Annotated in this window: 18 protein-coding genes; 9 read left to right on the plus strand and 9 right to left on the minus strand. The window is 66.8% G+C overall.

Annotated features, from left to right (window positions below; all coding sequences use genetic code 11):
• Positions 1-8: 8 nt before the first annotated feature.
• The 3 genes from sfnG to ACZY1G_RS07515 form a co-directional block, all read right to left on the minus strand.
• Positions 9-1,139, minus strand: coding sequence for a dimethylsulfone monooxygenase SfnG (gene sfnG, locus ACZY1G_RS07505; protein WP_463815231.1), 1,131 nt, complete (start codon positions 1,137-1,139; stop codon positions 9-11).
• A 62-nt stretch (positions 1,140-1,201) separates the two neighbouring features.
• Entirely contained in the window at positions 1,202-2,362 is a 1,161-nt protein-coding gene (locus ACZY1G_RS07510) for a type III PLP-dependent enzyme (RefSeq protein ID WP_463815230.1), read from the minus strand.
• Entirely contained in the window at positions 2,331-2,876 is a 546-nt protein-coding gene (locus tag ACZY1G_RS07515; RefSeq protein WP_463822022.1) for a hypothetical protein, read from the minus strand. Before ACZY1G_RS07515 ends, ACZY1G_RS07510 begins: the two co-directional genes overlap by 32 nt.
• A 133-nt stretch (positions 2,877-3,009) precedes the next feature.
• Between ACZY1G_RS07515 and ACZY1G_RS07520 the strand changes: the two genes are divergently transcribed.
• From ACZY1G_RS07520 to ACZY1G_RS07530, 3 genes are all read left to right on the plus strand, one after another.
• Positions 3,010-3,858: an LLM class F420-dependent oxidoreductase gene (locus ACZY1G_RS07520; protein ID WP_463822023.1), complete on the plus strand. Its 849-nt coding sequence runs from the start codon at positions 3,010-3,012 to the stop codon at positions 3,856-3,858.
• A 63-nt stretch (positions 3,859-3,921) separates the two neighbouring features.
• Complete coding sequence (locus ACZY1G_RS07525) at positions 3,922-5,421, plus strand: DUF4185 domain-containing protein (protein WP_463822024.1); 1,500 nt, start codon at positions 3,922-3,924, stop codon at positions 5,419-5,421.
• Positions 5,422-5,455: 34 nt separating this feature from the next.
• Positions 5,456-6,013: a hypothetical protein gene (locus ACZY1G_RS07530; protein WP_463822025.1), complete on the plus strand. Its 558-nt coding sequence runs from the start codon at positions 5,456-5,458 to the stop codon at positions 6,011-6,013.
• Here the strand turns inward: ACZY1G_RS07530 and ACZY1G_RS07535 are convergent.
• The 3 genes from ACZY1G_RS07535 to ACZY1G_RS07545 form a co-directional block, all read right to left on the minus strand.
• Positions 6,010-7,539, minus strand: a complete 1,530-nt coding sequence (locus tag ACZY1G_RS07535) for an acetyl-CoA acetyltransferase (protein ID WP_463815225.1) — start codon at positions 7,537-7,539, stop codon at positions 6,010-6,012. The genes ACZY1G_RS07530 and ACZY1G_RS07535 overlap by 4 nt on opposite strands.
• A gap of 87 nt (positions 7,540-7,626) precedes the next feature.
• Entirely contained in the window at positions 7,627-8,430 is an 804-nt protein-coding gene (locus ACZY1G_RS07540) for an IclR family transcriptional regulator (protein ID WP_463815224.1), read from the minus strand.
• A gap of 88 nt (positions 8,431-8,518) precedes the next feature.
• A complete protein-coding gene (locus ACZY1G_RS07545; protein ID WP_463822026.1) occupies positions 8,519-9,739 on the minus strand; it encodes a M24 family metallopeptidase in 1,221 nt (406 codons plus the stop codon).
• Between the two features lie 298 nt (positions 9,740-10,037).
• On the opposite strand from ACZY1G_RS07545, the gene ACZY1G_RS07550 reads away from it, so the two are divergent.
• From ACZY1G_RS07550 to speB, 3 genes are read left to right on the plus strand one after another with little or no spacing between them, the layout of a single operon-like run.
• Positions 10,038-11,552: a purine-cytosine permease family protein gene (locus ACZY1G_RS07550; protein WP_463822027.1), complete on the plus strand. Its 1,515-nt coding sequence runs from the start codon at positions 10,038-10,040 to the stop codon at positions 11,550-11,552.
• Positions 11,549-12,472, plus strand: a complete 924-nt coding sequence (locus tag ACZY1G_RS07555; protein ID WP_463815221.1) for a polysaccharide deacetylase family protein — start codon at positions 11,549-11,551, stop codon at positions 12,470-12,472. Before ACZY1G_RS07550 ends, ACZY1G_RS07555 begins: the two co-directional genes overlap by 4 nt.
• Entirely contained in the window at positions 12,469-13,437 is a 969-nt protein-coding gene (speB, locus tag ACZY1G_RS07560; RefSeq protein WP_463815220.1) for an agmatinase, read from the plus strand. Before ACZY1G_RS07555 ends, speB begins: the two co-directional genes overlap by 4 nt.
• 76 nt (positions 13,438-13,513) lie before the next feature.
• Here speB and sucD read toward each other — a convergent pair whose 3' ends face one another.
• Both sucD and sucC read right to left on the minus strand, forming a co-directional pair.
• Positions 13,514-14,416 (minus strand): succinate--CoA ligase subunit alpha, encoded by a 903-nt coding sequence (sucD, locus tag ACZY1G_RS07565; protein ID WP_463822028.1) that lies wholly within the window; start codon positions 14,414-14,416, stop codon positions 13,514-13,516.
• A gap of 12 nt (positions 14,417-14,428) precedes the next feature.
• A complete protein-coding gene (sucC, locus tag ACZY1G_RS07570; RefSeq protein WP_463815218.1) occupies positions 14,429-15,592 on the minus strand; it encodes an ADP-forming succinate--CoA ligase subunit beta in 1,164 nt (387 codons plus the stop codon).
• 268 nt (positions 15,593-15,860) lie between these two features.
• Here sucC and ACZY1G_RS07575 point away from each other — a divergent pair, with 268 nt between their 5' ends.
• A complete protein-coding gene (locus ACZY1G_RS07575; RefSeq protein WP_463822029.1) occupies positions 15,861-16,907 on the plus strand; it encodes a M23 family metallopeptidase in 1,047 nt (348 codons plus the stop codon).
• On the plus strand, positions 16,908-17,519 hold the full coding sequence (locus ACZY1G_RS07580) for a hypothetical protein (RefSeq protein ID WP_463822030.1): 612 nt from the start codon (positions 16,908-16,910) through the stop codon (positions 17,517-17,519).
• Here the strand turns inward: ACZY1G_RS07580 and pcrA are convergent.
• Positions 17,516-19,834, minus strand: coding sequence for a DNA helicase PcrA (pcrA, locus tag ACZY1G_RS07585; protein WP_463815215.1), 2,319 nt, complete (start codon positions 19,832-19,834; stop codon positions 17,516-17,518). The genes ACZY1G_RS07580 and pcrA overlap by 4 nt on opposite strands.
• A 200-nt stretch (positions 19,835-20,034) precedes the next feature.
• Between pcrA and ACZY1G_RS07590 the strand changes: the two genes are divergently transcribed.
• Positions 20,035-20,340, plus strand: a complete 306-nt coding sequence (locus ACZY1G_RS07590) for a chorismate mutase (protein ID WP_463815214.1) — start codon at positions 20,035-20,037, stop codon at positions 20,338-20,340.
• The last annotated feature ends 42 nt before the right edge of the window (positions 20,341-20,382 follow it).

Consider the following 20,382-nt stretch of genomic DNA (forward strand, 5'->3'; position numbering starts at 1 on the left):
GGCGGCGGCTAGGCGGGAATCAGGACCGCCCGCTCCCCGGCCGAGCGCTCCGCGGCTTCGATCTCGCGGACGAGCGGCAACACCCTGGCGCCGAAGTACTCGATCTCCTCCTGGAAGTGCAGGAACCCGCCGAGGATCAGGTCGACGCCACGTTTGCGATAGGCCGCGATGCGCTCGGCGATCTGTTCCGGTGTGCCGATCAACTGGGTGCGGAAGCCGTCGTTGTACTGCACGAGGTCCTCGAAGCTCGAGTCGGCCCACATCCCCTTCTTGTCGCTGGTGGAGCTGCCTGCCTGCTGCACCGCCGCCCGGAAGCCCTCCACTGCGGGCTTGTTGGCCTTCTCGATGATCTCCCGCAGGGTGTCCTTCGCTTCTTTTTCTGTGTCGCGGGCGATGATGAATCCGTTCAGGCCGAATTTCACCTCCCGGCCGACCTCCCGGGCATGGTCACGAACGTCGACGATCTGTTCGGTGACGCCGTCGAAATCCTTGCCGTTGGAGAAGTACCAGTCCGCGTAGCGGCCCCCGTTTCGCCGCGCTGCGGTGGAGTTCCCGCCCTGGAAGATCTCCGGGTTGGGGCGCTCGGGCGAGTTGACCGGTTTGGGCTTGAGCGTGAATTCGTGGATGCGGTAGAAGTCGCCGAGGAACTCGACGTCGTCCTCGGTCCATATCTTGCGGAGAACCTGCAGGAATTCGGCGCTGCGCCGGTAGCGCTCGTCGTGCTCGAGCCAGGGCTCGCCCAGGTGGGTGAATTCGTCCTTGAACCATCCGGACACGACGTTGACGGCGAAGCGGCCGCCGGAGAGCTGGTCGGCGGTGGCGCCCAGCTTGGCCAGCACACCCGGCTGCCACAGTCCCGGATGGACGGCGGCGATCACCTTGAGGCGCTGGGTGGCCAGCAGCAGCGCAAGGCTGAAGCTGGTCGACTCGTGCTGGTACTCCGCGCCGTAGCTGGCCTCGTAGCGCACCTGGGACAGCGCGTAGTCGAAACCGTTGTTCTCGGCGGTCTGCGCGAGCTTGACGTTGTAGTCGTAGTTCCAGTCCGTGCGCTGCTCGATGTCGCTGGTCACCAGGCCGCCGCTGACGTTGGGCACCCAGTAGGCGAAAGAGACGTTCTCGGCGATGCGTTCGGTCGTCATGGTGTGCCATCCAAACCCCGCGACGACCACCAGTCATCGGTATGGATCGCGGTGAGGCGAAGTCAGCTCATCACGATCGGCGTGGCCTCGATGCCGTTGAACCGCGACGCGGTGACCGAGGTGTAGGCGCCCATCATCGGACTGACGAGGACGTCGCCGACGGCCAGGCTGGGCATCGGGTAGTCCCGGGCGATGACGTCGGCGCTGTCACACGTGGGCCCTGCCAACGTCACCGGCTGCAACGTCGGCTCACCCGGCCCGTCCAGCTCGGCCAGCGCCAGGATCGGCGCGTGGACATCCTCGGTCATCACGTTCGAGTAGCTTCCGTACAACCCGTCGTCGAGGTAGTGCCACGTCCGTCCGGCCCGTTCGGCGCTACCCACCACCGTCGTCAGCAAGGTCATGCAATCGGCGGCCAGGAATCGGCCCGGTTCACACACCCACGTGAACTCGTCGCGCCGCGCCCCGAGGACGTCGTCGACGATGGCGCCGATCTCGGAGATGGGCGGCTCGTCCTCGCGATAGCTGACCGGGAACCCACCGCCGATGTCGATGGTCCGTGTGGGTTGCCCCAGCGCGGCGTCGATGTGATCGGCGAGGTCGAGGGTGTGGCGGAGCGCGCGGCGGAACGGTTCGGTCGAGCTGCTCTGGCTGCCCACGTGAAAGCTGAACCCCGCGAACCCGACCCCGCCGGCCAGGACGTGCTTGACCAGTAGTTCGGCGTCGGCGGGCGTGACGCCGAACTTCGACGACAGATCCGATTTCGCGGCGGGATTGGCGAAGGCGAGCCGGACCAGCAGTTCGATGTCGGCGGGACGGCCCGCGAACTTGTGCACCTCGGCGACGTTCTCGACGACGAATGTGCGGATGCCCGCGGCGTAAGCGTGGTCGATGTCGGCCGGCTTCTTGATGGGGTTGGTGTGGATGCCACGGTGCAGCGGCAGGCCGAGGCGTCCCAGCAGATCGACCTCGCCCCGTGTCGCCACGTCGAAGCCGCCGCCGCAGATGGCGACGGTGGACAGCACCACCGGGTGCGGTAGCGCCTTGACGGCGTAGTGGACGTCGAACCCGGGTAGCGCGCGCTGCAGTTCCCGCAGGCGCCGCGCCACCCGGTGCGGTTCGAGGACGAGAAGTGGCGTGCCGTGCGTCTGGGCCAGCTGGGTCCAACGCGGCGCGGCGGCGCGCAGCTGCTCACGCAGCACAGACCTTCGGTGCGGGTTCATGACCGCCCCCTTCGTCGATGGTGGGAACGTCGGGGGTGGAAACGCGGTGCGCCAGCAGCGCGGAGAACCGTTCGTAGCTGAAGACGGCGCATCCGTAGAACGCCACGTCAGAGATCAGCTTGCCGAAGATCCAGCCGGCGGCGACGTTGCCGAACAGCGCAGGCCCGAGATAGAAGGCCAGCGGCCGCACGGCGATGCTGTCGATCAGTTCCGCGGGGCCGAACTCGATCGCGACACTGCGTAGTGCCAACAGGGTGGAGACGACGATGCGGGCACCGCGGTCCCGGTGACGGTGGTCGCGATAGGTCCACCGCAGAGCGGTCAGGAATGCTGTCGCGTAGTAGCCCCCGGATGCGCCGATGGTCGCCGCGACGGCTGCGGCTGCCAGCGAGCCGGTGGATGTGTAGGCCAGCGCCGCAGCCCCGAATTCACCTGCGGTGCCTGCTATCTCGCACGGCAGGTACCGCCGGATCCATTCCCCGATCCTCGACCGGATGGGCGTCGTTGCTTCCATGCGCAGAACTGTCGCGCGTTCGAGGTGCGAGGTCTTGAGTAGCGGGCTACGCAACTCGGCGCGCCTGGGTACTCGCCTCTACCCGGATACCCCCACTTGCGGACGCATATTGGAACACGTTCTAATTCACCCCATGGACTTTGGGTTGGTGCTGTTCACCTCCGACCGCGGCATCACGCCGGCCGCGGCAGCGAAGCTCGCCGACGAGCACGGCTTTTCCACGTTCTACGTGCCCGAGCACACCCACATCCCGATCAAGCGCCAGGCCGCCCACCCGACCACCGGCGACGAGACCCTGCCTGACGACCGCTACATGCGCACCCTGGACCCCTGGGTGTCGCTGGGCACTGCGGCCGCGGTGACGTCGCGGGTCCGGTTGTCCACCGCGGTGGCGCTGCCCGTCGAGCACGACCCGATCACGTTGGCGAAATCGATCGCCACCTTGGACCACCTGTCCGGCGGCCGCGTCTCCCTGGGCGTCGGATTCGGCTGGAACACAGACGAACTCGCAGATCACAACGTGCCCCCCGGACGCCGCCGCACGATGCTGCGCGAGTACCTGGAGGCGATGCGGGCCCTGTGGACCGACGAGGAGGCCGCCTACGAGGGCGAGTTCGTGAACTTCGGCCCCTCCTGGGCCTGGCCGAAGCCCGTGCAGTCGCACATCCCCGTACTCGTGGGGGCCGCGGGCACCGAGAAGAACTTCACGTGGATCGCGAAATCGGCCGACGGGTGGATCACCACTCCGCGGGACTTCGACATCGACGCGCCGGTGAAGCTGCTGCAGGACACCTGGGCTGCCGCCGGCCGTGACGGGGCTCCCCAGATCGTGGCGCTGGACTTCAAACCGGACCCTGACAAGCTGGCCCGCTGGCGCGAGCTCGGAGTCACCGAGGTGCTGTTCGGCTTCCCAGATCGCAGCCCCGACGAGGTCGCCGGCTACGTGGAGCGGCTCGCAAGCAAGCTCAACGCGCTGGTGTGAATTGGTGCGCCGGACTCCCCGGCGCCGGTCCTAGGCTGGTGAGAACACCGGTCTGGGGGCCTGATGTCCATCTCGATGATCCGCGCGCAGGAGCCGCAGCGCGTCGTCGACGCAGGCCACGATCTCAGCGGCAGGGCATCCGCGCTCGACGGATTGATCGGCGAACAAGTGCGCGCTGCGAACGCGATGCGGGAGAGCTGGTTCGGACGAGCCGCCACCGCGGCGGCGGCCAAGGCCTACCGCAACATCCAGCAGGAGTATCTCGAGCACGAAAAATTGGCGGCGTTGGCTGCGGCCATGCAGTCGGGCGGCAGGGCGATGGTCGCGATCCGCGCGGTGCTCCTGGCCTGGGTCGACATCGCTTCGGCGATGTTCGACGTCAGCGACGCCGGCGTGGCGACGCCCCGCCCGCCGAACGACTCGGCGCCGTGGGTGGCCATCGCAGCGGCCTACACCCGGATTATCCAGCAGCTCATCGCACAGTTCCTCACCTCCGACGAGACGACGGCCAAGGGCATCGGTGCGATCAATGCGGGCTGGCTGCCGGGCAACGACCCCCCGCCTGGCGGCATCGACCCGGACAGCCTGAACAGCGAGCAGCTGACGTGGCTGCAGAGCCTGGCCGGTTCGGGGGATCCGAAGACCGGTGACGGCGGAGTCGGCGTGCCCAACACCGACCTGTCGATCATGGGGATGACGCCTGACGGGCGCATGTTCACGATCCAGGGCGACACCGGTGTCGGTATCGGCGAGACCGGCGGACCGGGACCACGCGCCGAAGCGGGCGGGCACAACAACATCATCTTCTGGAAGATGGACGAGCACGGCAAGTGGGTGGTCGACGAGGTCGTCAACGACCCGTTCCCGAACACCCCCGGAGACATCTCGACCATTCCCACGTCGACGTTCAACGACGGCGACACGATGTACGCGTCGGTGATGAACGTCAAGAACTGGGACAACAACACCTGGCAGACGCGCAGTTCTGAACTGTACAAATCCGTCGACGGTGGCAAGACCTGGGCGAAAGCAGGCCCGGTGTGGTCGAACAATGCCTCGTCGAACAACCCGTTTCAGGTGCAGAGCTTCACTCCGCGCGACGATGGCTATGTGTACATGTACGGCTCGGAAAACGGGCGTGCGAACGACGGTCTCCACGTTGCGCGCGTCCCAATCGGCGACGTGGAGAACCCTGCGAAATACGAATACTGGAACGGCAACTCGTTCGCCGCAGGACCGCCTGCCGCCGGTGGAAGCCCACCCGTCTTGCAGGCACCCGCGGGGTTCAGCGGCGTCGGCGAGCCGAACGTGCACTTCTACGACAACAAGGCGCTGCTGACCTTCAACGACGACAAGGGAAACATCTTCACCAGCTCGTCGACGGACGGCGTCACTTGGTCCGCGCCGCAGTTGGTCACGTCCCAACCCGGCGCATACGGCGTCTTCCAGTCACCCCTGTCCGCGGGAAATTCCGTAGACGCCTCCATATCGTTGTGGAACCCCTACGGCACTCAGCTGGTCAACATCGCGAACTCGGATACCCGCGGATTGGGAGGCTATTGATGGACGCGCGTCGACACCACGGAGGTTCCCTGACATGAAACGCACCGCATTGGAAACGCTGTCGTCAGTGGCGCTCCTGTGCGTCCTTGCAGTCGCCGGTTGCGGCGAGGCAACCACCGGCCAAGCGGCGCCCTCCACGCCGACTTCCAGCTCGCCCGCCCGGCCGCCAGACTTCCCTGATCTGTCGATGCTCGCTCAGGTCGACACCGAGTCGTTCTTCAAGAGCTACCCTTACTTCCGCGGCGTGCAGTTCACGACGCCAGATGGCCTGGAGTGCGACAGCAACGACATGAACTCGCTCGACGATCCGGCGGTCCGCAGACTCACGTGCGAAGGGCCGCGGCCCGACAAAGGCCCTGGCACATGGAAGGTCGCCGTCTCGACCGACAAGCCGGCGTCCATCGAACCCGGCTCTCCGCCACTGAATCCAACGTATGTCCCCGATGCCTCCATGCAGGCCACCCCTCTCCCGCCGCAGCACGTCATCGAGTACAAGGGCATCCGATGCGGGGTCGATGACAAGGGCACCACGGCGTGCACGGTGGGCGACCACGGCTTCGTGCTCACCCCGACGACGACCAGGCTCTTCTAGCCCAAGACCGCCCTGTTGCCCTTGTCCGTAGGCGTGACAGCGACTTTCGCGCCCAACGGATCACCGTCGCACATCAGCGCGACCAGCTCGTCGTCGGTGGTGGTGGCCATGAAGCGGGAGCCGTCGGCGTCGAGCCGCCCGACGATGATGCCGGTGCGCACGGGCCAGTCGTAGCGCACGGAGTACGTCTCGACGACGCCATGCCCTTCGGGCTGCTTGGTCACCGGAACCGCCGGCAGCGCGGCGACCTGCTCGGTGAGTTCCGCGCTGCGCGACCGGCGCCATTCGACGGGTTCGGTCGAGTAGATCCCGACCGAGTACTTGCTCATGATGCCACCGTTCGCGCCGACGAAGCCGAATTGTCCAGGGCGGTCGCGCATCTGGGCGACGGTCTCGGCAATCGCGTGGGCCGAGTAGCTGTTGCCCGGCCCCCCGAAGTACGGGAGGCCCCCAGTCAGGGTCAGTCCGCGGGGATCGTCGTCGGAGACACCGAGCGCCTCGCCGGCCACGAACACCGGGAACGGAAAACAGCTGTACAGATCGAATGTCGCGATGTCGTCGACCCCCACCCCGGCCACCCGCAACGCCTCCTGTACCGCGTGGACGGCAGCGGGACTCGCGCCCATGTCCGCCCGACTCAGCAGCGCCTGCTCGACGAGGTCAGAGTGCCCGTGGACGAACACCCACTTCTCCTGCGGAATGCCATGGCGGCGAGCCGCCTCGACCGACATCACGATCAACGCGGCGCCCTGGTTCACGGTGTCGCGAGCGACCAGGTACCGCGGATAGGGGTCGCAGATCATCCGGTTGTCGTCGCTGACGGTCTCGATCTCCTCGACTGAACGCTCCACCGGAGACGACGAAAGTGGGTTCTTGGCAGCCACTTTCGACAGCGGCGCGAACAGCTCGGCCATCGCGTGGCGATACTCCTGCACGCCCAGACCGAGCCGGGCCCGGCGAGCGTTGTCCAGCAGACCGTATTGCACCGGGGCGCCGGTCAATCCGTGCGTGACGGTGTACTCGTCGATGTAGCTGTAGATCCCGTGCCCGCGATCCTCGAGCTGACCGTCGACGTTCTCGGTGAAATCCGGCTTGTCGTCGCGGTCGGCGAAGTACTTGGCCGTCGATCCCGGCTCGGAGCCCATGATCATCACGACGTCGGCGTCACCGGCGACGATCGCGGCGCCAGCCTCCGCAACCAGCTTCTGCGGGCCCTGCCCGCCCACCGGTTCGAGGACGACGCGCGCCGGGTCCCCACCCAGGCGCCGCATCACCGAGCGCGGGTAGTTGTTCGACTTACCCAGCGTTGCCGGCATCGGTCCCGAGATCTCGAATTGCCGCAGCCCGAACACCGTGTCGATGGCCGCTGTCACCGCCGTTGCGTCGGCACCGGTGTCGGCGAGCGCGGCCCGCGCGGCTTCGGTCGCCAGTTCCACAGCCGACATGCCGCGGTAGCCGGGGTCGTCGATGCGTTCGGTGAACTGACCGACTCCGACCAGAATCGGGGTGCGCGGGTCAACCGGCATGACAGGCCTCCTGACAGGTGTTAATTCGAGAGGCTAATAGAACGTGTTACCGGTCACCAAACGCGGCGAGCTCGCGGCGCAGCAGGGTCAGGAGGGGGCTGCGCCGAGGCGGGCGGAGATCCTCGCCGCCGCATCGGCGACCGCCAGCCCGAGCGGTTCGAGCATCGGCGCCGGCACGCGGAACCGTGGCGCCGACAGCATGATCGCGGCGACGAGCTCTCCGCGGTGGTCGTGCACCGGGGCAGCGATACCCACCTCCTCGATGGACGTGAGGCCGTCGTTGAGCGCATAACCACGGACGCGGGTCTCGCGTAACTCGTCGAGGAGGGCGCCGAGGGCGTCGTCGTCCGGGCCGACGAGGAGACGTCGCTCGAAGAGCCGACGCACCTGGGGTTCGGACATCGCGGCCAGGAACACCTGGACGCAGGAACTCTGGTAGGTGTCGTAGCGGGTACCGACCTCAGCAGTGTGCTTGACCTGCTTGGGGCTCGACACCTGGTCGACGACCACCGCCTCGTTCCCGTTCCACATCGTCAGCGCACTCGTCTCCCCGGTGCGGCGGGTCAGCTGATCGAGTTCGGGGTGTGCGAGGCGGCGGACGTCGAGGTTGGCCAGCAGCGGTCCGGTCAGCGCGATGAGGCCGAGGCCCAACCGGAAGCGACCCGTGTCCTGGTCGCGCTCGACGTAACCCGCCTTCTCGAGGGTGGCCAGGATGCGTGAGACGCTGCTCTTGTGCAGGTCGACCTTGCGGGCGATCTCGGTGACTCCCAGGATCGGTTCGGCGATCGAGAAGGACTCCAGGACGCGCAGCCCGTTGAGCAGCACTGACGACGATCGGGCATCGCCGTTGCGTTCCGTTGCGAGCACGCCGCTGTCGCCCTCGGTACTCACGCCCACCACCCCTTCGCCGCCATCTGCCCGGTGTCATTGTGACCGACGCAGCGGCCGGGTCCCGGGCGGCCGGGACCCGGCACTGCGCTCACGCGTCGACGATGTTGTGCTCGGGCCCGAAGGGGAACTTGGTGATGTTCTCCGCGCCGTCCTCCCCGATGACGAGGATGTCGTGTTCGCGGTAGCCGCCGGCACCGGGCTGACCCTCGGGAATCATGATCATCGGCTCCATCGAGACCACCATGCCGGGCTCGAGCACGGTGTCGATGTCCTCGCGCAGCTCCAGGCCGGCTTCCCGGCCGTAATAGTGCGACAGCACCCCGAACGAGTGGCCGTAACCGAACGTGCGGTTCGGCATCAGACCTTCGGCCTCGTAGATCTCGTTGAGTTCGGCGCAGATGTCTTTGCACACCGCCCCGGGCTTGATCAGTTCGAGGCCGCGCCAGTGCACCGCGACGTTCACCTCCCACAGCCGTAGATGCTCGGCCGAGGGCTGACCGTAGAACAGGGTGCGCTCGAGTGCGGTGTAGTACCCCGCGATCATGGGAAAACAGTTGAGCGACAGGATGTCTCCGCGCGCGACGGTACGGGTGGTCGCCCAGTTGTGCGCGCCGTCTGTGTTGATCCCGGACTGGAACCACACCCAGGTGTCGCGCAACTCGGCGTGCGGGAAGGTGCGGGCGGTCTCGCGGATCATCGCGTTCGACCCCGCGATCGCGACCTCGTATTCGGGCACCCCCTCGGCGATGGCCTCGCGCACCGCGGCACCGCCGAGATCGGCGATCCGGGCACCGTGCTTGATGAGCGCGATCTCCTCGGCCGACTTGATCATCCGCAGGCGCATGGTCGCGGCGGCGACGTCGACGGCGCGCATCCCGGGAAGTGCGCCCATGATCCGTGCCAGCAGGTCGGGGCTGATGTGGTCGTTCTCGACGCCGAGCCGGCCCTCGGTGATGCCCTGCTCGGCGAGCACCTGCGCCACGCCGTACTCGAAATTGTCTCGCCGCCAGTCGGTGTAGACGAGGTTGTCGCCGAATGTTCGCCGCCACGGCATGCCGGCGTCGATGTTAGCCGACACGGTCGTCGCGCCGTCCTCCGTCACCACGAGCGCGTACGGACGGCCGAACGCCGTGTAGAGGAAGTCCGAGTAGTAGTTGATGTTGTGGTAGCTGGTGAAGACCACCGCGGCCAAGCCGTCATCGGCCATCTGCTTGCGCAGGGTCGTCAGGCGCGCCTCCATCTCCGCAGCGGTGAACGTCGGGGTGACCTTGTCACCGTTGGGGATTCGCTTCAGGCGCTCCAAGTTCATCGGTGGTTCCTTCCGATCGTCAATGGGTCCAGTCGTGCACACGGGCTATGCATACAGTGCAACGACGTTGCACTTGTGTCAACAGGCCCTCCGTTTTCTGCTGGTCGTTGCCGGGTCTCGTAGCGCGATGTAAAGACCGTGTAAACAATAGCCAGGCGCCCTAAATGACCGTTCCACGTGCACGTCGCGTTCCTGTTGACAGGTGCTATGGCTCACACTAGATTCCGATTCAATGCATCGCCGTTGCATTAGGCGCAACTAGTTACCGGTTGGGTCGCTGACACCCGAAGGAACGTCCATGAGTACAGACCACCCCGCGTCCGTCGAGTTCGAGAAGCCGGGTGCCGACATCCCCGGTTCCGATGACATCCACCGGATCGAAGACGTGCTGCAGCCGATTCCCGAGGCTGTGCGCACCTCGCGCGTCTCCGGGCAGTTCTGGATCTGGGCCGGCGCCAACATCGCCCCGATCAACTGGGTGCTCGGCGCACTGGGCATCGGACTCGGGCTGGGGCTGCGCGACACCCTGATCGCCCTGATCGGCGGCAACGTCGTCGGCATGGCACTGTTCGGAGTCTTCGTCCTGATGGGGCAGCGCACCGGTGTCACCGGAATGGTGCTCTCCCGTGCCGCATTCGGCCGACGCGGCGCCTACGTACCGGCCGCCATCCAGGCCGTGCTGGCGATCGGGTGGTGCGCGGTGAACACCTGGATCATCCTGGATCTGGTCATGGCGCTGCTGGGCCAACTCCATCTCGTCGATCCCGACGCGCCGAACATCTCGGCCAAGGTCGCCGTGGCGGCGGTGATCATGGCCGTCCAGGTCACGATCGCGTGGCTCGGCTATCGCGCCATCGCCACCTTCGAGCGCTGGACGGTACCGCCCACACTGGCCGTGCTGATCCTGATGTCGGTCGTGGCGTGGTTCCACCTGGACATCAACTGGTCCTATGCCGGACCCGCGGGCAGCATCCTCGAGGGCACTGAGCGCATCGCAGCGATGTCGGCGGTGATGACCGTCATCGGAATCGGTTGGGGCATCACGTGGTTCACCTACGCGTGCGACTACTCGCGCTTTGTCAGCACCACGGTGCCCCCGCGCAAGCTCTACCTCGCGAGCACCCTGGGCCAGTTCATCCCCGTGGTGTGGCTCGGCGTGCTGGGAGCCAGCCTCGCCACCACGAACGGTGAGGTCGATCCCGGGGAACTGATCGTGTCGAACTTCGGATCGCTGGCGCTACCGGTCCTGTTCCTGGTGATACACGGCCCGATCGCAACCAACATCCTTAACATCTACACCTTCTCGGTCGCCACGCAGGCTCTCGACGTGAAGCTGTCCCGACGCAAGCTGAATCTGCTCGTCGGCATCTTCGCGCTCTTCGTGGTCGTCTTCTTCGTCTTCCAGTCCAGCCTCGCCACGGTGCTCAGCACCTGGCTCGGTGCGATCGTGGCCTGGATCGCCAGCTGGGCCGGCATCATGCTCGTCCACTACTTCGTGATCGAACGCGGCAACCTCGACGCACAGCGGTTGTTCGAGCCGGTCGGCTCCCGTCGCCTGCCCGACGTCAACTGGACGACCATGGCCTGCTTCGTCGCCGGCATCGTCGGCACATGGATGTTCATGTACGGCCCCCTACCGGTCATGCAGGGCTTCGGATCACGGGCAATGCACGGACTGGATCTGTCGTGGTTGGCAGGCGGCCTGGTGGCGGGCGGACTGTACGCGGTGCTCGGCCCGCGCGCCCGCCGGCGCAGTGCCGACTCCACTGTCGCCCAGTCGTCTGTCCACACCGCCGAAAGAACCGCCCCGTGAGCAGCCCCACCACCACCCGACGCGACGACCTGCGCTGGCCGGAGGGTTACCGCGCCGCGGCCGCGTTCACCTTCGACGTCGACGCCGAATCCTGTGTGCTGGCCCATGATCCGAGTGCGACGAACCGCATGTCGCTGATGAGTCACCAGTCTTACGGACCGCGGGTGGCCGTGCCCCGGCTCCTGAAGCTGCTGGCTCGCCAGGACGTCCGGGCCACCTTCTTCGTGCCGGGTTTCACTGCGGATTGCTACCCCGACACCGTCCGGGCGATCGTCGACGGTGGGCACGAGATCGGCCACCACGGATACCTGCACGAACCCATGCAGGGCATCGACGCGGCTACCGAGGCGCGCTACCTCGACCGCGGTCTCGACGCCCTCGAGCGCGTGGCCGGCGTCCGCCCGCTCGGGTACCGCGCCCCGTGGTGGGAGACGAACTGGCACACGCCGGCCCTGCTCGCCGAGCGTGGATTCCTCTACGATTCCAGCCTTCTCGACGGCGACAAGCCCTACCGATTCGCTGTGGCACCGGACGCGGCCGAGACGCTCATCGAGATTCCCGTGGACTGGGCTCTCGACGACTGGGAGCAGTACGCCTTCTACCCCGGCGTGACCGGAAGCGGGGTCATCGAGAGTCCGGCCAAGGTCCTCGAGATGTGGACCCTCGAAGCGGAAGCCCACCACCTCGAAGGGGGTTGCTTCGTTCTCACCAACCACCCGTTCATCTCGGGCCGTCCCTCCAAAGCCGTTGCGCTGGAACGACTCGTCGAGAGGGTCACCCAGTTGGACGGCATGTGGGTGACCACACTGGGCGAGATCGCCGCCCACGCGCAGCAGGCCTGCACCGAGACCTACGTGCACACCCGCTTCGAGGTGCCCGCGTTCCCCGACGTCGACGTCCGCGCGACCCGGCACCGGTGAACCCGCCCACGAGCGGAGCCGGGCACCCGCCGCTGGGGGCGATCCCCTCGACGGTGGTGCCCCGCTACGCGGGTAAATCGACGTTCGCCCGAATCGCCGACATCGGTGAGGTCGACGACTACGGGATCGCTGTGCTGGGAGTGCCTTTCGACGGCGGAACCTCCTACCGGCCGGGCGCCCGTTTCGGTCCGATGGCCGTCAGGCAGGCGGCACGCACACTGCGGCCCGGCTACCACGTCGAGTTGGGAGTCACGCCGCTGCAGGCGGTGCAGATCGTCGACGCGGGTGACATCACCGTGACGCCCTACGACATCGCCGAGGCCTGTCGCCAGATCCAGGGGCACATGCGCGAGGTGATCGGCGAGCGGGAGCGCAGGGTGGTGGCGATCGGCGGCGACCACACGATCGCACTGCCCGCACTCCGCGCGCTGCACGCCGTGCACGGTCCGGTGGCGCTGATCCATTTCGATGCGCACCTCGACACCTGGGACACCTACTTCGACGCCCCGGTCACCCACGGGACGATCTTCCGCCGCGCGTTCGAGGAGGGACTGCTGGTGCCGGATCATTCGATCCACGTCGGCATCCGCGGTCCGCTGTACGACCGCGTCGACCTCAACGAGGACGCCCGGATGGGGTTCCGCACCATCCGCGCCGGCGACCTCGACGTGATGGGAGTCGATGCAGCCGTCGACGTCGTCAGACGCCGCGTCGGAGACGTACCCGTCTATCTGTCCATCGACATCGACGTGCTGGATCCCGCTTTCGCACCGGGTACCGGGACGCCGGAGTCCGGCGGTCTGACGGCGCGCGAACTGCTCCGCATGCTGCGGAACATGCACGGCATCAACCTCGTCGGCGCCGACGTCGTCGAGGTGTCCCCCGCCTACGACCACGCCGAGATCACCTCGATCGCAGCGGCGACCGTGGTCTTCGACCTCCTGGCACTGATGACATCGGGCTGACCCCTGAAACGAGAATGCGGCCAGATCGCCGACTCAGTAGATGAGGCGATCTGACCGCAGTCTCGAATGTGTTGACTTACAGCTTTTCGAAGATCTCCCGGGCCAGCTTGGCGGTTTCGGACGGCGTCTTGCCGACCTTGACGCCAGCGGCCTCCAGGGCTTCCTTCTTGCCCTGCGCGGTGCCCGCACCGTCGGAGACGATCGCGCCCGCGTGGCCCATCGTCTTGCCCTCGGGGGCGGTGAAGCCGGCAACGTAACCGACAACCGGCTTGGTGACGTTGGCCTTGATGTAGGCGCCCGCCTTCTCCTCGGCGTCGCCGCCGATCTCGCCGATCATGACGATGAGCTTGGTCTCGGGGTCCTTCTCGAACGCCTCGATGGCGTCGATGTGGGTGGTGCCGATGACCGGGTCGCCGCCGATGCCGATGGCCGTGGAGAAGCCGAGATCGCGCAGCTCGTACATCATCTGGTAGGTCAGCGTGCCCGACTTCGACACCAGGCCGATCGGGCCCTTGCCGGTGATGTTGTTCGGCGTGATGCCCACCAACGACTCGCCCGGGGTGATGATGCCGGGGCAGTTCGGGCCGATGATGCGGGTCTTCTCACCCTTTTCCACGTTATAGGCCCACGCGTAAGCGCTGTCCTGCACCGGGATTCCCTCGGTGATGACCACCAGCAGCGGGATCTCGGCGTCGATGGCCTCGATGATCGCGTCCTTCGAGAAGGCAGGCGGCACGAAAGCGATCGACACGTCGGCGCCGGTCTCCTTGATCGCCTCGGCGACGCTGCCGAACACCGGCAGCTCGATGTCGTTGCCGTCTTTGTCTTGGTGCGAGACGGTGGTGCCCGCCTTACGCGCGTTCACGCCGCCGACGACCTGGGTGCCGGCCTTGAGCATCAGCTTGGTGTGCTTGGTGCCCTCGCCGCCGGTGATGCCCTGGACGATGACCTTGCTGTCCTTGTTCAAAAAGATCGACATCGTTTGTGTCCCTTACTTGTTCGCCAGCTCGGCGGCCTTGTCGGCGCCGGCGTCCATGGTCTCGGCCTGGATGACCAGGGGGTGGTTGGCCTCGGCGAGAATCCGTCGGCCCTCCTCGACGTTGTTGCCGTCCAAACGCACGACGAGCGGCTTGTTGGCCTCGTCGCCGAGAATCTCCAGGGCCTTGACGATGCCGTTGGCGACCGCGTCGCAGGCGGTGATGCCGCCGAACACGTTGACGAAGACGCTCTTGACCTGGCTGTCGCCCAGGATGACGTCGAGCCCGTTGGCCATCACCTCGGCCGAGGCGCCCCCACCGATGTCGAGGAAGTTCGCAGGCTTGACGTTGCCGTGCTTCTCGCCGGCGTAGGCGACGACGTCGAGCGTCGACATGACCAGACCAGCGCCGTTGCCGATGATGCCGACCTCACCGTCGAGCTTGACGTAGTTGAGGTCGTTCTCCTTGGCCTTGAGCTCGAGCGGATCGGTGGCGTCCTTGTCCTCGAACTCGGCGTGCCCTTCCTGGCGGAAGTCGGCGTTGGCGTCGAGGGTGACCTTGCCGTCGAGCGCCAGGATCTGATCATCGGGGGTCCGCACCAGCGGGTTGACCTCGACCAGGGTGGCGTCCTCTTTGGTGAACACCTCCCACAGCTTCTGGATGGTCACTGCGGCGGCATCGAGGACCTCGGCGGGCAGGTGGCCCTTCTCGGCGATCTCACGGGCGAAGGCCAGATCGACACCCTTGACGGCGTCGACGGGGACCTTGGCCAGGCGATCCGGCTTGGTCGCGGCGACCTCTTCGATCTCCATGCCGCCCTCGACCGAGCACATGGCCAGGTAGGTGCGGTTGGAGCGGTCGAGCAGGAAGGAGATGTAGTACTCCTCGGCGATGTCGCTGGCCTCGGCGACAAGCAGCTTTTTCACGACATGGCCCTTGATGTCGAGACCGAGGATGTTCTGGGCGTGGGTGAACGCGTCGTCCGGCGTGGCGGCATACTTCACGCCGCCGGCTTTACCGCGGCCACCGACCTTGACCTGCGCCTTGACCATGACCGGCTTGCCGATCTCCTCGGCGATGGCCTTCGCGTCCTCGGCGGTGTCGGTGACCCGGCCGGGCGTGGTGGGAACGTTGTGCTTGGCGAAGAGTTCTTTCGCTTGGTACTCGAAGAGGTCCATGGACTCTCAGACCATCCCTGTCTGTCGGCGGCTGGTGAATGTGTGCCCGACGGGCTCCGGAGGGAACTGTATCGACCCCGCCTTCCGAAGTTGACATCGCCTGCCCGTCATGTGGTCGATCTCACCGGCCCCCTAATCGTGATTCAAGTCACATTCTCCGGTCCACTACAGTCACGGGTTGGCACTCGCATTGGATTTTGGTTAACGTCCTGTGGTCTAGATAACGGTCTGGTCACGACGGCTCACGAGAGATTAAGGACGTCTCAGGTTGGCTCAGCATCGATCGCCTCGCCTCTCCGAGGCCCTCGCGGCGCCTGCAGCCACCGAAGTCACTGACATCATTCCGTTCAACGAGTTCGGCGCCTTGGGCGAGTTGCACGATCTCGACTGCCCGGCCGACGACGTGTTCGACCGCGACACGCAGGTCATCCGCGCTCCCGAACTCGACGATCTTCTCGACACCGATGACCTGCAGCCGCTGCGCCTCGTGCCGGCCGAATTCCGCGCGGCGAGCAGCACCTCCCCCAGCTCACGCGCCTATCGCGACAGCCATACCGACCGCAGCGACGGCAACGCCACCACCGACGTCATCGACATGCGCGGCCGGGCAGGCCAACACCGCAAACCCGAAGTACCCGTCAAGGGTCGGCTGATGGTTGCGGCCATGGCCGTCGGCGCGACCGCCGCCGGGGCGTACAGCGTCACGACCGCCGCCGAGAAGCAACCTGCAGAGACCGTGCTCGCGTCCGACTCGACCACGCTGGGCGGCCCTGGCGTCATCACCGGCTCTGTCGACGGCATGCAGATCGTCACCGTCGCACCCGCAGCAAACTCCGCCATCCACGCCGAAGAGATCACCAAGGCCGCCGCCTTCGCGCAGGAACGCGCCGAGCGCGAGGCGCGCCTGGCCCGTCCGCAGTACGTGATGCCGACGCGCGGGGTGTGGACATCCGGCTTCGGGTTCCGTTGGGGTGTGCTGCACGGCGGTATCGACATCGCGAACAGCATCGGCACGCCGATCCTCGCGGCCGCCGACGGCGTCGTCATCGACGTCGGCCCGACCGCCGGCTACGGCGCCTGGGTCAAACTCAAGCACTCCGACGGCACCGTGACGCTGTACGGCCACATCAACACATGGCTGGTCAGCGTCGGGGAGCGCGTCATGGCCGGTGACCAGATCGCCACGATGGGCAACCGGGGCAACTCCACCGGACCCCACCTGCACTTCGAAGTGCTTCTCGACGGCTCGAACCGGATCGACCCTGTCGGGTGGCTGGCCAAGCGTGGACTGTCGCCGGGCAGCTACGTTGGCTGAGTGGCCAGCGACGCAGGCGATCAACCCGAGCACCCCGACTCCTCGTCGGATGATGCCGACACCCGGATTCTGCGCCGGGCTCCGCTGACCACAGGCTCGCAGCCTGTCGAGTCCTCCTCGGAACCGGCCACCTCGATCATCCGTCGTCACCCCACCGGCGAGTTCCCCGCCGCGGAAGAGCCCGCCACCGGCTACCTGCCCCGCGCCCAACCCGTCGCCGTCGGTCCGCCGCACGAGCCGCGCGTGCCCGCCCGGTCGGCGATCGCGACCGCCGTTGTCAGCATCCTGTCCGGGTGGGCCACCGCGGTCATCGCGACCAACCTGATCTCCGGCTGGTCGGCGACCGACCCGCTGTTCTGCGTCGCCATCGGCTTCCTCGCCGCGATCTCCGCCGCGGCCACCATCGGCGGGCTGATCGCTCTGCTCCTGCGGCGCAGGATGGGCAGGCTGCTGGTGATCGTCGGCGCCGCGGTCGCGCTGCTCATCTTCGCGGGGCTGTTCGTCGCGGGCGCCGCCTTGCCATTCCTCGTCTACGGCATGCCGGTGCTTCCGGTGGCGTCGATCGTGCTGGCACTGCTCCCGGAGACGGCGCGCTGGGGCCGTTCAGGCTAGAGCTTGCTCACCGGCGCGTGGTTGTGCATCAGCTTGACTCGCCCGGCACTGCCGAAGTCGATCAGCGACATCGCCGACTCCCCCATGCCCGAGACCTCCTCCACGCGACCGAGCCCGTACTTGTCGTGCGTGACACGGTCGCCGGGCTCGAGCACCAGCAGCGGCCTCTTTCCGGCCGACGACCGCGCGGGTGACGGACGGGGCGTACCGAACCGGCCCGCCCCGCTCACCGGCGCGGAGAAGTGCGATGTCGGGGCCTCGACACGGCGCCAGTTGATCAACTCCTGCGGAATCTCCCGCAGGAAGCGGGATTCCGGGTTGAGCATCGGCTGGCCCCATGACGAACGGACCTTGGCCCGGGTGAGGTAGAGCCGCTGACGAGCCCGTGTGATGCCGACGTAGGCGAGCCGGCGTTCCTCGGAGAGCTCGACGGGATCACCGAGTGCCCGCATGTGCGGGAACATGCCGTCTTCCCATCCGGTCACGAATACCACCGGGAACTCCAGGCCCTTGGCCGTGTGCAGCGTCATCATCGTGACCACGCCGGACCCGTGCTCGGGGATGTCGTCGGCGTCGGCCACCAGAGACACACGCTCCAGGAACGAGGCGAGCACCCCGGTGTCGGGGACGTCTTCGTCCTGCGGCTCGTCTTCTGCGAGCGCTCGCGCGTTGGCCTGGTCGATGCTGAATTCGTGTGCGACGCTGACCAATTCGTTGAGGTTGTCGAGCCTTGCCAGATCCTGCGGATCGGTGGAGGCTTCGAGCTCGGCGCGGTAACCCGTGCGGTCGAGCACCGACTCGACCAGCTCGCCCAGCTCCCCGTCGAGGCCGCCCCGCAGCTGGTCGAGCATCTCGACGAAGCCGGCGATCGCCTTCTCCGCGCGGGTGTTGAGCATCGGCACCTTACCCTCGGCGGCGGCGACCAGGGCGTCGCTGAAACTCGAGCCGGTGTTCTCGGCGTGCACCGCCACACATGCCTCGGCGCGGTCACCGATGCCGCGGCGCGGCGTGTTGAGGATGCGCCGCATGCTGACCGAGTCGCCGGGATTGTCGAGCACCCGCAGATAGGCGACGATGTCGCGGATCTCACGACGCTCGTAGAAGCGCACGCCGCCGACGACCTTGTACGGGATGCCGGCGCGGATGAACACCTCTTCGAGGGCGCGGGAGGAGTTGTTGGTGCGGTAGAACACCGCGACGTCGTTGTAGGAGAACTCGGCGTCCCCGTCGGCGAGGGCGTCGATCTCCTGAGCGACGAACCGGGCCTCGTCGTGCTCGTTGTCGGCGACATAGCCGACGATGAGCTCCCCTTCGCCGGCGTCGGTCCACAGCCGCTTGTCCCGCCGACCCGCATTGCGCGCGATGACGGCGTTGGCAGCGTTCAGGATCGTCTGCGTGGAGCGGTAGTTCTGTTCGAGCAGAATCGTTGTGGCGCTGGGATAATCGCGCTCGAAGTCCTCGATGTTGCGGATCGTCGCACCGCGGAACGCGTAGATGGACTGGTCGGCGTCGCCGACAACGCAGAGCTCTGCAGGCGCCACCCCGGCTGGATCGTCGGATTCCGTCGCGGGTCCTCCCACGAGTTCACGCACCAGTACGTACTGCGCGTGGTTGGTGTCCTGGTACTCGTCGACCAGGATGTGCCGGAAGCGGCGCCGGTAGTACTGCGCGATCTGCGGGTAGGCCTGCAGCACGGCGACCGTCTCGCCGATCAGGTCGTCGAAGTCGAGCGCGTTGGCCGCCCGCAGCCGACGCTGGTATTCGGCGTACACCTCGGCGATGACGCGGGCTAGGTCCTCCGCAGCCTCCGACGCCTCGGCGGCGGCCTGTTCGGGACCGATCAGCTCGTTCTTGAGGTTCGAGATGCCGTTCGAGAGCAGCCGCGGGGAGAACTTCTTGGTGTCGAGGCCCATGTCCTTGCCGATCATCAGCAGCAGACGACGTGAGTCGTCGGCGTCGTAGATCGAGAAGTTCGAGTTCAACCCGGGCAGTAGCGACGCCTGGTTACGCAGGATCCGCACGCACGTCGAGTGGAACGTCGAAACCCACATGTTGCGGGCCCGCGGACCGACCAGTTGCGCCACGCGCTCGCGCATCTCGGCGGCGGCCTTGTTGGTGAACGTGATCGCGAGGACCTGGCCGACGCCGACCTCGCGCGCCGCGAGCAGATAGGCGATACGACGGGTGAGTACCGCCGTCTTACCGGAGCCTGCTCCGGCGACGATGAGCAGCGGCGTGCCCTCGTGGAGGACGGCCTGGCGCTGCTGGGGATTGAGCCCGTCTAAGAGCTCATCTGTTTCTGTTGCGATCGACATACTGTTCCAAACTTACCGCCGGACGGTGACACTCTTTGCGCAGGCGCGGCAGGTAGTGGCACACTCGTTGAGTGCTTTGTCAGCAGCGGCGATTTTTCTACGGGTACCGGCCAGCGGTGCCCGTGGTCTAGCTGCTTCCCAGAGCCCCGCGGTCCGCTTCCGGACCCGGGGCTCGTCTGTTGTGTGAGGCCCGGAACCGGATGAGACCAGACCAGCCACACGACGAGAATCCGGAGAACGACATGACGACAGACACCGCACAGGCGCCCGATATCGACGAGCTGCGCCAGGAGATCGATCGCCTCGACGCGACGATCCTCGAGGCCGTGCAGCGGCGCACCGAGGTCTCGCAGATCATCGGCAAGGCCCGGATGGCCTCCGGCGGCACCCGCCTGGTGCACAGCCGCGAGATGAAGGTCATCGAGCGCTACAGCGTGCTGGGCCCCGAGGGCAAGAACCTCGCGATGCTGCTGCTGCGGCTGGGCCGCGGCCGCCTCGGCCACTGACCTCCCGCGATTTCGGCGTGATCGTCGTCGCTCGGCGACGAC

The organism is Mycobacterium sp. IDUB_5, assembly GCF_055419565.1.

Excerpts from the sequence above, each read along its gene's own strand:
- sfnG (WP_463815231.1), bottom strand. The coding sequence starts at position 1,139 with ATGACGACCGAACGCATCGCCGAGAACGTCTCTTTCGCCTACTGGGTG.
- ACZY1G_RS07510 (WP_463815230.1), bottom strand. The coding sequence starts at position 2,362 with ATGAACCCGCACCGAAGGTCTGTGCTGCGTGAGCAGCTGCGCGCCGCC.
- ACZY1G_RS07515 (WP_463822022.1), bottom strand. The coding sequence starts at position 2,876 with ATGGAAGCAACGACGCCCATCCGGTCGAGGATCGGGGAATGGATCCGG.
- ACZY1G_RS07520 (WP_463822023.1), top strand. The coding sequence starts at position 3,010 with ATGGACTTTGGGTTGGTGCTGTTCACCTCCGACCGCGGCATCACGCCG.
- ACZY1G_RS07525 (WP_463822024.1), top strand. The coding sequence starts at position 3,922 with ATGTCCATCTCGATGATCCGCGCGCAGGAGCCGCAGCGCGTCGTCGAC.
- ACZY1G_RS07530 (WP_463822025.1), top strand. The coding sequence starts at position 5,456 with ATGAAACGCACCGCATTGGAAACGCTGTCGTCAGTGGCGCTCCTGTGC.
- ACZY1G_RS07535 (WP_463815225.1), bottom strand. The coding sequence starts at position 7,539 with ATGCCGGTTGACCCGCGCACCCCGATTCTGGTCGGAGTCGGTCAGTTC.
- ACZY1G_RS07545 (WP_463822026.1), bottom strand. The coding sequence starts at position 9,739 with ATGAACTTGGAGCGCCTGAAGCGAATCCCCAACGGTGACAAGGTCACC.
- ACZY1G_RS07550 (WP_463822027.1), top strand. The coding sequence starts at position 10,038 with ATGAGTACAGACCACCCCGCGTCCGTCGAGTTCGAGAAGCCGGGTGCC.
- sucD (WP_463822028.1), bottom strand. The coding sequence starts at position 14,416 with ATGTCGATCTTTTTGAACAAGGACAGCAAGGTCATCGTCCAGGGCATC.
- sucC (WP_463815218.1), bottom strand. The coding sequence starts at position 15,592 with ATGGACCTCTTCGAGTACCAAGCGAAAGAACTCTTCGCCAAGCACAAC.
- pcrA (WP_463815215.1), bottom strand. The coding sequence starts at position 19,834 with ATGTCGATCGCAACAGAAACAGATGAGCTCTTAGACGGGCTCAATCCC.
- ACZY1G_RS07590 (WP_463815214.1), top strand. The coding sequence starts at position 20,035 with ATGAGACCAGACCAGCCACACGACGAGAATCCGGAGAACGACATGACG.